This is a genomic window from Flavobacterium flavigenum, assembly GCF_027111255.2.
Classification (GTDB): Bacteria; Bacteroidota; Bacteroidia; order Flavobacteriales; family Flavobacteriaceae; genus Flavobacterium; species Flavobacterium flavigenum.
This window is the reverse complement of the sequence record NZ_CP114285.2, coordinates 3,953,400-3,966,315: the sequence shown is the minus strand read 5'-3', so window position 1 is coordinate 3,966,315 and position 12,916 is coordinate 3,953,400. Positions and strand designations below refer to the sequence as shown.

13 protein-coding genes are annotated in these 12,916 nt (G+C 34.0%); 5 read left to right on the top strand and 8 right to left on the bottom strand.

The window, feature by feature from the left end:
• Positions 1–109: 109 nt before the first annotated feature.
• Genes OZP09_RS16530 through mraZ form a run of 5 tightly spaced genes read right to left on the bottom strand, consistent with a single transcriptional unit; the run spans position 110 to position 5,287 of the window.
• Entirely contained in the window at positions 110–1,573 is a 1,464-nt protein-coding gene (locus OZP09_RS16530; protein WP_281309674.1) for a UDP-N-acetylmuramoyl-L-alanyl-D-glutamate--2,6-diaminopimelate ligase, read from the bottom strand.
• On the bottom strand, positions 1,570–3,579 hold the full coding sequence (locus OZP09_RS16525) for a penicillin-binding protein (RefSeq protein WP_269234800.1): 2,010 nt from the start codon (positions 3,577–3,579) through the stop codon (positions 1,570–1,572). Before OZP09_RS16525 ends, OZP09_RS16530 begins: the two co-directional genes overlap by 4 nt.
• Positions 3,570–3,917 (bottom strand): FtsL-like putative cell division protein, encoded by a 348-nt coding sequence (locus tag OZP09_RS16520; protein ID WP_269234799.1) that lies wholly within the window; start codon positions 3,915–3,917, stop codon positions 3,570–3,572. Before OZP09_RS16520 ends, OZP09_RS16525 begins: the two co-directional genes overlap by 10 nt.
• 13 nt (positions 3,918–3,930) lie before the next feature.
• The gene (gene rsmH, locus OZP09_RS16515; RefSeq protein WP_269234798.1) at positions 3,931–4,839 is read right to left on the bottom strand and encodes a 16S rRNA (cytosine(1402)-N(4))-methyltransferase RsmH; all 909 of its coding nucleotides are present in this window, start codon (positions 4,837–4,839) and stop codon (positions 3,931–3,933) included.
• A complete protein-coding gene (gene mraZ, locus OZP09_RS16510) occupies positions 4,814–5,287 on the bottom strand; it encodes a division/cell wall cluster transcriptional repressor MraZ (RefSeq protein ID WP_281309673.1) in 474 nt (157 codons plus the stop codon). The genes rsmH and mraZ overlap by 26 nt, the downstream gene beginning before the upstream one ends.
• Positions 5,288–5,665: 378 nt before the next feature.
• Between mraZ and OZP09_RS16505 the strand changes: the two genes are divergently transcribed.
• The 3 genes from OZP09_RS16505 (at position 5,666) to OZP09_RS16495 (ending at position 7,891) form a co-directional block, all read left to right on the top strand.
• Positions 5,666–6,430, top strand: coding sequence for an alpha/beta fold hydrolase (locus tag OZP09_RS16505; RefSeq protein WP_223678930.1), 765 nt, complete (start codon positions 5,666–5,668; stop codon positions 6,428–6,430).
• 43 nt (positions 6,431–6,473) lie between these two features.
• On the top strand, positions 6,474–7,094 hold the full coding sequence (yihA, locus tag OZP09_RS16500; protein ID WP_281309672.1) for a ribosome biogenesis GTP-binding protein YihA/YsxC: 621 nt from the start codon (positions 6,474–6,476) through the stop codon (positions 7,092–7,094).
• Positions 7,095–7,264: 170 nt separating this feature from the next.
• Positions 7,265–7,891 (top strand): hypothetical protein, encoded by a 627-nt coding sequence (locus OZP09_RS16495; RefSeq protein WP_281309671.1) that lies wholly within the window; start codon positions 7,265–7,267, stop codon positions 7,889–7,891.
• A 45-nt stretch (positions 7,892–7,936) separates the two neighbouring features.
• Here OZP09_RS16495 and gldC read toward each other — a convergent pair whose 3' ends face one another.
• Positions 7,937–8,272 carry a gliding motility protein GldC gene (gene gldC / locus OZP09_RS16490; RefSeq protein WP_269234794.1) on the bottom strand — a complete coding sequence of 112 codons (336 nt, stop codon included), beginning with the start codon at positions 8,270–8,272 and terminating at the stop codon, positions 7,937–7,939.
• Positions 8,272–9,228: a gliding motility lipoprotein GldB gene (gldB, locus tag OZP09_RS16485; protein ID WP_281309670.1), complete on the bottom strand. Its 957-nt coding sequence runs from the start codon at positions 9,226–9,228 to the stop codon at positions 8,272–8,274. Before gldB ends, gldC begins: the two co-directional genes overlap by 1 nt.
• Positions 9,229–9,326: 98 nt before the next feature.
• Between gldB and nadE the strand changes: the two genes are divergently transcribed.
• A complete protein-coding gene (gene nadE / locus OZP09_RS16480) occupies positions 9,327–10,133 on the top strand; it encodes an NAD(+) synthase (protein ID WP_269234793.1) in 807 nt (268 codons plus the stop codon).
• Between the two features lie 91 nt (positions 10,134–10,224).
• On the top strand, positions 10,225–10,854 hold the full coding sequence (locus OZP09_RS16475; RefSeq protein WP_007810686.1) for a response regulator transcription factor: 630 nt from the start codon (positions 10,225–10,227) through the stop codon (positions 10,852–10,854).
• Here the strand turns inward: OZP09_RS16475 and dnaG are convergent.
• A complete protein-coding gene (gene dnaG, locus OZP09_RS16470) occupies positions 10,851–12,914 on the bottom strand; it encodes a DNA primase (protein WP_269234792.1) in 2,064 nt (687 codons plus the stop codon). The two genes, OZP09_RS16475 and dnaG, sit on opposite strands and share 4 nt — an antisense overlap.
• Between the last annotated feature and the right edge of the window lie 2 nt (positions 12,915–12,916).

Genomic DNA, 12,916 nt, shown 5'->3' with positions numbered 1-12,916 from the left:
ATTTTCTATTTTTTAAATTCCAATTCAAATTAAATTTCATTTTAAATCCCAAATTCCAACGTTATATTGGGTTTTGTCCCGAGGCTACGGGATTTGAATTTCAATTTTGTTATTTATTTAGCTGTTCTAAAATTTCTTTTACTGTTTCCATATCGTCAAAATGATGACGTACACCATTTATTTCCTGATAGGTTTCATGTCCTTTCCCTGCAATTAGGATAATATCATTTGGCTGAGCCAATTGACAAGCTGTTTTTATGGCTTGTTTTCTATCCGTAATTCTCAATATCTTTTTGTAATTATGAGCTTCTACACCTTGTTCCATTTCATCTAAAATCACCTCAGGATTTTCGTTTCTTGGATTATCTGATGTTAAAATTGCCTTATCACTTAAATCTGAAGCAATTTTTGCCATAATAGGTCTTTTTGCCTTGTCTCTGTTTCCGCCACAGCCTACAACTGTAATCAGTTGTTCATTTTTAGTCCGGATATCATCAATTGTTTTTAAAACGTTTTCCAAAGCATCAGGTGTATGGGCATAATCAACAATTGCTGTCACATTACCTGCTGAAACAATATATTGAAAACGACCTGAAACACTCTCTAAATCAGACAACAAACGTAACGCTTCTAAGCTATCCAGACCCAATTCAATCGCAGTTCCATAAATAGCCAATATATTATAGGCATTAAAAGTACCTATTAACTTTACCCAAACTTCATTATCATTTATTTTCAATAATAATCCTGACAACTGGCTTTCTAAAATCTGTGCTTTAAAATCTGCATACGTTTTTAAAGCATATGTAAGTTTTCTTGCCACGGTATTCTGAAGCATAACAGTTCCGTTTTTATCATCAATATTTGATAAAGCGAAAGCTGTTTTAGGCAATGAATCAAAAAACGATTTTTTTACGTCTCTGTATTCAGCAAATGTTGGATGATAATCTAAATGATCGTGTGAAAGATTTGTAAAAATTCCACCAACAAAATCCAATGCCTCTGTTCTTTTTTGATGAATTCCATGAGAACTCACTTCCATAAAGCAGTGCGTTACGCCAGCTTCAATCATTTCATTTAGATAATGATTAATTGTAATTGAATCCGGAGTTGTATGCGTTGCCTTATATTCTGTTTCATCAACCATGATTTTAACTGTTGATAACAGACCAACTTTAAAGCCTGCTTTTTGAAACAACTGAAATAACAAAGACGCAATGGTTGTTTTTCCATTGGTACCGGTTACTCCAACCAGTTTTAATTTTCCGGAAGGATTATCAAAATAATTAGCCGCCATAAAAGCAAGAGCCGTATTGGTATCTTTTACCTGTATGTATGTAACTCCTTTTTCAATATTTCCCGGCAATGTATCACATATAATTGCTGTCGCCCCTAACTGAATTGCTTTTTCAATATAATCGTGACCATCAGAAAGTGTTCCGCGGATAGCTATAAAAACGTCATTTTCTTCAATTTTTCTTGAATCAAAATCTATTTTATGAATAGCTATGTCTGTTGAACCTGTTACAGATTCAATAGCTACTTTATATAATATGTCTTTTAGTATTTTCACGATAATTCTAATACTATAATTGTGTTTTTATTAATATTCTGACCAGCCTGAATCGATTGATTCTTTACTTTTCCCACTCCGTTTACTCTTACCTTTAAGCCTAAATTTTCAAGCAGAGCAACCGCATCCATACCCGGCATACCTTTTAAATTCGGAATCAGTTTTGATTTTTTATTAGATTCGACATTAAACTTGTCATAACTGTATTCCTGTTTTGCAATTTTAGAGTCTAAATACTTAATTTTATTTGTTGAGGGCGCATCTGTAAATATTTTTTGGGCAATTCTTTTAAAAACCGGCCCTGCAACATCTGCTCCGTAATAATTATTTTTAGATGTATTAGGCTTATGAACCACTACAATACAGGAATACTTAGGATGATCTGCCGGAAAATATCCAACAAAAGAAGATGCGTAATACAATGCTGACTTGCCTTCTTTTCCTCCATAATTCATCTGTGCCGTTCCAGTTTTTCCAGCCATCGAAAAATCTTTTGAATACAACTTAGAACCTGTTCCTTTTTTAACCACATTAAGTAAAACTGCTTTTAGTTTTTTAATGGTCTCTGGCGAACACACTCTTGGATTTATTACTTCTACATCAAACTTTTTAATCGTTTTATTCCATTCTTTAATTTCCGATACAAATTGTGGCCTTACCATAATACCATTATTGGCAACAGAATTATAAAAAGCCAATGTCTGCATTGGTGTAACCGAAACTTCATATCCAAAAGCCATCCACGGTAGCGAAATCCCTGACCAGCTTTTATCTCCCGGATGTGGAATAATAGGTCTTCCTTCTCCTTTAAAATGCAGTCCCAAAGTTTTATCCAAACCAAAATTTTTAATATGATTTACAAACTTTGACGGATTGCTTTTGTAATTATCATAAACTGCCTGAACCATCACTGTATTTGAAGAAAGTTCAAATCCGCGTGCTAATGAAATTTTTCCGTATCCGCCTGTGTGCGAATCACGAACGCTACGCCCGTAATATTTCACCACTCCCCCATGACTATCATAAACCGTACTTGTATCTGCCACTTTATCTTCTAAAATAGCCATTAAATCAACCAATTTAAAAGTCGATCCCGGCTCATGAGATTCTGCTACTGCATAATTAGTAGTTTCATAATAAGATCCGTCTTCCGATCTTCCTAAATTAGAAATAGCTTTTACATGTCCGGTTTGGGTTTCCATAACTACTACGCAACCGTGATCAGCCTCGTAATCTTCTAATTGCTTCAAAAGTGCATGATGTGCAATATCCTGAATAAAAACATCAATGGTCGAAATCACATCGTAACCATCAATTGGATCAACCTCGTTCACATCCCTAATTGGTTTCCACTGCCCTTTAGCAATTTTCTGCTTCAAAATCTTACCGTCTTTGCCGTTCAGATAACTTTTGAATGCCCATTCAATTCCTTTTCCTACTTCAACACCAGTAGCCGGATCAATTCTGTCATAACCTATTGTTCTTTCTGCAATTTTACCAATCGGGTGCTTTCTGACAGTTTCCTGCTCAACAATTATCCCTCCTTTAAAAGCCCCCAAATTAAACAATGGAAAACCTTTAATCCTCACATATTCAGTATAACTAAGGTTTCTGGCAATTAAATAATAACGATTTTTATTTGTCCTTGCTTTTCTTAATTCATTCTGATAATAACCGCTCGGTCTTCCAAAAATAGAAGACAAAGAATCTGAAAGAGGTTTAATATATTTCTCGAAATTTTCTTCTTTGGGTGCTCTTGAATCAAACCGTATTTCGTAATTAGGTATTGATGTAGCCAGTAAACTTCCATCTGCTGAATAAATATTTCCTTTATTCGCCGGAATTACAAAATTCCTTACTGTACGCTGTTTTGCCAATTTTCTGTAATAATCCCCCTCAACCCACTGAATATTGGTCAATTTAACAACAATAGCAATTGCCATCAAAAAGATGAAAACTGCTACAAGGTAAATTCTGTAGGATATATGTTTATCTTCTACTGCCATATTCTTTGAAAGAAACTTTTTTCTTCTTCTCTTTTAACTTCTATTTTTACAGGAGGAACAGTAGATGGATAAATTTGCTTTTCAAGCATTTTATTCGATATTGTTGACTCCATTTTTAACTTCATCAATTCTGAACGCCGATCTACAAATTCAGATCTTAATTCTTTAACTTCATTACTTAGTTTTGCAATTTCAAATACTTTTTGTTCATATCGTTGTGTATTTGCTATCATTATTATGGCAAGCAGAATGATAAAAACAATGAATCGCCAGTTTTTTACAGCATCATCATGTATCAGAAACCTTGCTTTTAATATGTTAAACACACCACTTTTCATTCTACCTATTATATTATATCTTTTCTGCTATTCTTAATTTTGCACTTCTTGCCCTGTTATTCTGTTTAATTTCGGCCTCATCAGGAACAATTAATTTTCCAATGGTTTTAAATGGAACTGAAAAATTACCGTAAAAATCGCGTTCCGGCTCTCCTTCAAACATTCCGTTTTTAATAAATCTTTTTACAAGCCTGTCTTCTAATGAATGATACGAGATTACAGAAAACCTTCCTCCTGGTTTCAATATTTCAAGCGACTGCTCAATAAATTCTTTCAAAACGTCCATTTCCTGATTTACTTCAATGCGTATAGCCTGATAAATCTGAGCTAATATTTTATTCCGAAGTCTTTCAGGCAAATATTTCGCCAGAACATCTTTTAATTCGTCAGTCGTTCTAATTGGACTATGCTCTCTCGCCTCAATAATAGTTCTTGACAAGGCAGGAGCATTTTTCAACTCTCCATAATCAAGAAATACTCTTCTCAAATTTGCATCATCATATTCATTTACAACTCTGTAAGCATTTAAATCATTTTTCTGACTCATTCGCATATCGAGTCCTGCATCAAAACGTGTTGAAAAACCTCTTTCAGGAACATCAAACTGATGCGACGAAACGCCCAAATCTGCCAAAATTCCATCTACGCTTCTTACTCCGTGAAAACGAAGAAATCTTTTTATAAATCTGAAATTCTCATTAATTAAGGTAAACCTTTCGTCCGGCAAGGCATTTGCCAATGCGTCTTCATCCTGATCAAAAGCAAACAATTTTCCGTTCGGGCCTAATCTTCTTAAAATTTCTTTTGAATGACCGCCGCCGCCAAACGTAACATCTACATATATTCCGTCAGGCTTAATATTTAAACCATCAACCGTTGGATGAAGCAAAACCGGATTATGATATTCCATTGTCGTCGTCATTAATATTTCCCATTACTTCTTCGGCTAAATCTGCAAAATCCATATCTTCGCCGCTTATTGATTTTTCATATAAATCCTTATCCCAAATCTCTACAATATTAACTGCTGATGAAAAAACTACATCTTTTGAAATACTTGAAAAAGAAACCAAATCTTTTGGAACCAACAATCTGCCCAATGCATCAATCTCTACTATTTTAACTCCGGCAGTAAATCTTCGGATAAAATCATTGTTTTTTTTTACAAAACGATTCAGTTTATTAATTTTTTGCATCATCAAGTTCCACTCATCCATTGGATATAATTCTAAACACTGCTGAAAAACGGAGCGCTTCAGGACAAAACCATCCTGAAGAGAGGAAGCCAATTGCTTTTTTAAAGGTGCAGGTATCATTAACCTCCCTTTAGCATCGACTTTACACTCATATGTGCCTACAATTGTGTTCAAAAAAACTCATTAACATGTTATACAGCAAAAATATAAAAAATTTTACCACATTTTACCACAATACCCCACTTTGTTAATAAGTTTACCCACTTCTTCCCTAATCAGCTTAATTAATAGATTATCAATACCTTAAGCAATTATTATCGAATTAATAATATCTCTAATTAATTCAAAAAAATAAGAGGCGTTTTTCTTAAAAAAATGTTTTTTATCCTAATTTCTTAACATTGCACAATGTTCTTAAAAACCATTAAGAAAACTGATATTTAAGACCTTTATAAATTCGACAAAAATTATGTAGTTAAAAAACAGCAGCAAAAATTCATTTTAATTTATTAAACCCTATATTTGTCGAAATTGAAATTGGCATTAAATTAAATGGATAAACACTACAAAAAAGAAGGTAAATACAGCTATTTTGAAGCTGGAGAAGGAACCCCTATCGTAATTTTACACGGATTAATGGGAGGACTTAGTAACTTTGATGGTGTAGCACAATATTTCCCATCGAAAGGATACAAAGTTGTAATTCCTGATTTGCCAATATATACCCAAAGCATTTTAAAAACCAATGTAAAAAGCTTTGCTAAATACGTTAAGGATTTTATCACTTTTAAGGGGTTTGAAAAGGTCATTTTGCTAGGAAATTCATTAGGAGGACATATAGCCCTTTACCACACAAAATTATACCCTGAAAAAGTAGCAGGACTCGTAATAACAGGAAGCTCAGGACTTTATGAAAGCGCCATGGGAGACAGTTACCCAAGAAGGGGCGACTATGAATACATTAAAAAGAAAGCAGAAGATGTATTTTACGATCCAAAAATTGCAACTCCTGAACTTATTGATGAAGTATATGCAACCGCAAATGACCGCATTAAATTAATAAAGACATTAACAATTGCAAAGAGTGCGATTCGTCATAATATGGCAAAAGATTTACCAAAAATGACAGTTGAAACCTGTATCATCTGGGGTAAAAACGATACTGTTACACCTCCAAATGTTGCTGAAGAATTTGATAAATTATTGCCAAATTCATCCTTATACTGGATAGACAAATGCGGACATGCAGCAATGATGGAGCATCCTCAGGAATTTAATGAAATTCTGGAAGAATGGCTCACTAAAAAGAATTTATAGCATCTAATAAACTTTTTATTCCTAAAAAGCTAAAATAAAAATCATGAAAATCAATAGTGCCGAATTCATCGTCAGCAATTCCGAAGTTGGAAAATGTCCTCAGGAATTTTTACCTGAATATGCATTTATAGGGAGATCGAACGTAGGCAAGTCATCTTTGATTAACATGCTTACCAATCATAAAAATCTGGCAAAGACTTCTGGACGGCCTGGAAAAACGCAGCTAATAAATCATTTCAAAATTAACAATAATTGGTTTTTGGTCGATTTGCCAGGGTACGGATACGCTAAAGTTTCAAAAAAAACAAAATCTGTTTTTCAACAATTCATAACCGATTATTTTGAAACCAGAGAACAATTAGTTTGTGCTTTTGTATTAATCGACATACGTCACGAGGCTCAGAATATTGACATTGAATTTATGTCTTACATGGGTGAAAGCGAGATTCCATTTTGTATTATTTTTACAAAAGCCGATAAAATCAGTAAAGTGAAAATTGACTCTCATATTGCCGCATACAAAAAACAAATGTTCGCAAACAACTGGGCGGAAATGCCACAGTATTTTGTAACATCCTCTACAGAATCAATTGGAAAAGAGGAACTGCTTTCTTATATTGACGAAGTAAATCAGGAAGTTTTTAAAAACAACTCCGGGTTTTAAATTTTAAAAAAGAAGATGGCTAAATATAAAATCTCAAATTCCGATTAATTATAGGGTTTGAGATTTTTTATTTATTGCAATTATTTGGATCTGATTTTTTTATTTTAAACTCAACCGTAAAGCATTATCTTTTTTAAATTATATTTGACCCAAATTAACTTGATTCTTTTATGAAGAAAACCCTTTATTATTTACTTCTGTTATTTTTATCTTCCTGCAATGTCACTCACTACTTTTTACACAGTACAGACAAGGTCAATACACTGGATTTTTCTAAAGGTACCTGGCTTATTGGAGATATAGAAGTCGATCAAAATACTAAAACAAAACTAACACGTGCTGTAATGGCCGATTTTTCTAAATATTTAGGAAGAAGAGTGAAATATTCAATGGACGAACGAAAATACTTTGCTACAAAACAAGTACCATTGAAATTAGATAAAGCAGCAATTTTAGATCTCAAAAAAGCAGCTGATGCCGATTACTATGTCAATATTAAATGTAAAAATGCGAAAAACGACTTTAGTAATTTTGAATTTCAAAATCATTTTTACTATAAAAAACAAATGACTTACGCAGAAGTTATTTTAGAAGTATACGATCTTAACCGAGGCGAAATAATTTATTCACGAGCGTCGGGAGGATGTTTAGAAGAAGAACTTAGTATTACAAACTATCCGACCTCAGTAGTGATAATGGGATGTTACAGGAAAATCATAAATGACATTAAAAAGATTTCTATCAAACCTGTAAATCGCCTACCAACCTACCAGGAGAAAAAAAATCTCAAATCATGACTTACAATATGATTTGAGGTTTTTTTTCTCCTGAAATTTGACTGCCTATCTGGTTAGTTCTAATTTTTCTGCAAAATAATCACAGAAATCTTTCATTGTGTCCGCCATTTTTTCGTCGTTTGTAGCTCGCTTAAAAGTATCTGACATGGCAACTAATGTCTGATGAAAGAAAATTTTCATTTCATCTACCGGCATATCTTTCGTCCATAAGTCAATTCGCATGCTTTCTTTGGCTTTGCTGTCCCAGATAGAAAGCATAATTGCTTTTGCTTCTTCACCCTCTACACCTCCATCGTTAGCGGTCCAATATAATTTTTCCGGCACACGGTTTTCATCTAATTCTATATTGAATTTAATTTCTGATTTTATTGTATCTGACATTATTTCTTAGGTTTGTATTTTGAGTTCTCGAAAATTTCTTTTGCATTTATTTTTAATAATTCAGGCAAAGTTACAGTATTATTTTTCATATACGAACGAACTATTTGCCAGCCAATCCAGGCACCCACTCTTCCTGGGGATTCGTTATCAATTTCGAGATAAAATTTAGAAAAAGGAGCCGGAGCAATAAAGCGTGTTGTAAGCTTAGGATCTACACTGTACAACATTTCTTTTTCTATAAAGTAGCGCCACATGTAGGCCTCATTTTCTTCGCACCATTTTATCTGTTCTGGGGTATAACCTATTTTTTCAGCATCAGTATAATCAGGCAAAAGTAAATCCTTCGCATACAACTGCTTGCCTTCAAAAATCATTTGGGAAACCAGATTTTTATCTTCATATGGTGGGATATTTCTGTAAGTAAAACTCGAAACTACATCCGGCATAATTTGCTTTTCTTCAAAGTTTTGCTTCAGATAGTTTGGAAACTGATAAAATTTATGATCCTTACCCAAATACAATTCTAAAGCAACAATAACCAGACTATCTGCATAAATAGCTTTAGCATTATAGTCCATCTCTCCTATTACTGTAATAATTTTAGGTGTTTTGGTTTTTGGAAAATAATACTTCAAATGTTGAAAAAGCGCATTGAACTCCTGGCGAACAGGTTCAAAATTTGAGTATTTTTTTTGAACTTCTGTATAAACCTCCCTCCAGATTGGTTCCTGCATTTTACTCAACCAAACATTATCATCGTTCCCGGGAGGAAAAAAGAAAGGAAACTGCTTTTTTACTTTTGGTAAATCTTCAGGTTTACTTTCAAAAAAAACTTTATCAAAACGTTCTACCTTAATATCAACCGGAATTTCTTCTACAGCTTTTTCTACTTTATTTTTTTGATCACACGACAAAAAAAACAATGACAGAACCACTACAAAGCGATATATTTTCATTTTATTTTAATTAGATTTGTGTTACTTATCTTAAGTAAAAATATACTTAAAAATATTTGTGCAAATATACATCCCTACATTTTAAAACCTGAATTATTATGGCTAAAAAAAGCACTATTCAAACAGAAAAAGTAAATACCCACATTGTAGAGTGGCTGAAAACTTATGCTAATAACGCAAAAGTTAATGGTTTTGTAATTGGAATTTCCGGCGGAGTTGACTCTGCTGTTACCTCTACTTTATGTGCCCAGACCGGCTTAAAGGTTTTATGTGTTGAAATGCCTATTCATCAGGCAGAAAGCCAGGTTTCAAGAGGAAGAGAACATATTGAACAATTAAAGAAGCGTTTTCCAAATGTCTCCAGTACCACTACTGATTTAACAGCTACATTTGAAGCATTTAAAACAGCAGTTCCAAAATCTGACGATGAAGCAAAACTAAATCTCTCTCTTGCGAATACACGCGCCCGTTTACGTATGACTTCTTTATATTACCTGGCAGGGATCCACGGACTCTTAGTTGCCGGAACAGGAAACAAAGTAGAAGATTTTGGTGTTGGCTTTTATACAAAATATGGAGACGGAGGAGTCGATTTGAGTCCGATTGCAGATTTAATGAAATCAGATGTATATGCTTTAGGTGAATTTTTAAGAATTCCAAATTCAATTTTAACAGCTGCACCTACAGATGGGTTGTTTGGTGATAACAGAACTGATGAAGATCAGTTAGGAGCCAGTTATGATGAACTCGAATGGGCCATGCTTGCCGAAGAAGCAGGAAATACAGGAGCTGAGTTCAGTGGACGTGAAAAAATTGTATTTGAAATTTATAAACGTTTAAACACCAGCAACAAACATAAAATGGAAGCAATACCAGTTTGTGAGATACCAAAAACGTTAAAATAATATTTTTAACATTTGCCTGTTATAAACTACAGAATTTATTTATTAATTTTACAGCTCCAAAAACAATGAACAATTCTAAAAAGGTAAAATTATGATTAAAGTATGTCTAGCAGACAACCACCCTGTGACTCACTTTGGCGTTAAGTCGTATTTTAAAGACCATGACCAAATTTCAATTGTCGCCAATGTAGGTAATTTTTCAATGGTAAGAGACATTCTTCAAACGAAGGAGATTGACATCCTAATTCTCGATCTGGAATTAGAAGGTCTTTCAAGCATCTTTGAAGTAAAGTCAATCCTAAAAAATTTCCCAAAAACGAAAATTGTTATTTTCAGTGATCTGGCTGAGCAAATGTATGCTCCTAACGCAATCAAAGCGGGTGTTTCCGGGTACGTGCACAAAACAGAAAAACTTGAAACATTAGGTGTTTCAATTATTAAGGTACACGAAGGAAAAGTTATTATTAATGAGACTGTACGTAAAAACATGGCGCTTATTGCAAAACAAAGCAAAAGTGAACGTTTGTACAGAAAACTTTCTAACCGTGAAATCGAAGTTTTACGTTACTTAAGTGACGGTAAGAAAAACAATGAAATTTCTAAAATTTTAAACCTGAACGAAAAAACAATTAGTACTTACAAACTAAGACTATTGACTAAATTGAATGTAACTAATTTAGTTGACTTAGTTAATAAAGCTAAAACTTTAGAAATTATTTAATGATATCTGGACATTACCCTTCCCAGTTTTTTTGAAAACGAATTAACTAAACCTGAGTAATCCATTACCATTGACAAAAGCTCTGTATTATCTGAACTATCAGGTTTTATAGAGCTTTTTAATTCTTCAATTATTTTCCCAACTAAAAACCAGCGCATAGACATCACTGTTTCTGTAACGTATTGCGCTATCGTTTCGTGTTTGGCTTTAGTGAAAATATTCTGTCCTTCCCAATTGTGCAGCGTTAACCTTTCATCTTCCATTAAAATATCTGTAACTTCCTGAGCGAATTCCGGCTGCAAACGCATTAAATATTGTTCCAGGCTAAATTTCTCATTTTGAAGATAAAAATCAATTAAATCTTTAAAAATATCACGGAATAAAGTATTAGAAAGCTCAACTTCATCTTCTTGCAGACTCAAATAAATCCGTTGAAAAACTTTGTATTCCTTCTTTTCTGTAACCATTACAACCTCTCCCTCTTCATTATTTTTCAGAAGTACATCTTCAAATTCTTCTGTTTTATCGCCATAAAGCAATAGAATTTCAATTACCTTTCGTTCTAAACGGTATAAAACATCAACCTTATCAGCTTGTTGCTGTGCAGGATATCCTGACTCTCCTGGATAATAATCCTCTGGCGGACCATTTCTTGGATCTTCCGGATCTCCGCCGGAATATCCCGTATTTGGGTTTTGATTTTTATAAACCTGAAAAGGTTTTTGTTCCTGTTTTTGTTTTTTATTAGCCTCTGTAATATCTTTTTGAATCAGCTGCGCCAAAGTACTAACCAAAACCTGCTCAGAAATATCCATTATTCGGGCACATTCCTGAATATATACCTCACGCTGAATACGGTCTGGTATTTTAGAAATACTTGTTACCATGTCCCGAATCAAATCTGCTTTTTTTATCGGATCATTCTTGGCTTCGTTCATCAAAATTGAAGCTTTGAACTGTATAAAATCTTTGCTATTATTTTCTAAATAAGCAACCAGGTCTTCATAAGAATTTTTTCGGGCAAAACTATCCGGATCTTCGCCGTCTGGAAAAGCACAAACCCTTACATTCATACCTTCTTCGAGTATCAAATCGATTCCACGGATCGAAGCGCGAAGCCCTGCAGCGTCGCCATCAAAAAGTACAGTAATATTTCGTGTCAGACGATTGACTAAACGAATCTGATCCGGAGTTAAGGCAGTTCCTGAAGAAGCAACTACATTCTCTATTCCTGCCTGGTTAAACTGAATCACATCTGTATAACCTTCAACCAGATAACAATTATTTTGTTTGGCAATTGACTGTTTGGCCTGAAAAATTCCGTAAAGTACTTTACTCTTATGGTAAATATCGCTTTCCGGCGAGTTTAAATACTTTGCCGCTTTTTTATCATTCGTTAAAATACGCCCTCCAAAACCTAAAACACGCCCCGACATGCTTTGAATAGGGAACATTACACGCCCTTTAAAACGGTCAAAAGGCCGATCTTCTCTGGCAATAGTTAAACCGGTACTTTCTAAAAATTCTAATTTATAACCTTTTCCTAATGCTTCTTTGGTTAAAGCATCCCAGGTTTCAGGCGAATATCCTAAATTAAACTTTTTGATGGTTTCATTGGTAAAACCCCTTTCTTTGAAGTAAGACAAACCTATTGCTTTTCCTTCTTCAGAATTTAAAAGCGTATCATGAAAATATTTTGCTGCGAATTCAGAAACCAGATACATACTTTCGCGAACATCCGTTATGGCTTTTTCTGCTTCAGATTGTTCTGTTTCCTCAATTTCAATATTGTATTTTCTGGCTAGATAGCGAATGGCTTCGGGATACGTAAAATGAGAGTGCTCCATCAAAAAAGCAACAGAATTACCGCCTTTGCCTGAACTAAAATCCTTCCAGATCCCTTTTGCTGGCGAAACCATGAATGAAGGAGAGCGTTCATCTGAGAAAGGGCTCAATCCTTTGAAATTACTTCCTGCACGCTTTAAATTGACAAAATCGCCAATAACCTCCTCTACGCGAGCAGTTTCGAAAACAGCATCAATTGTACTTTGTGATATCAAAA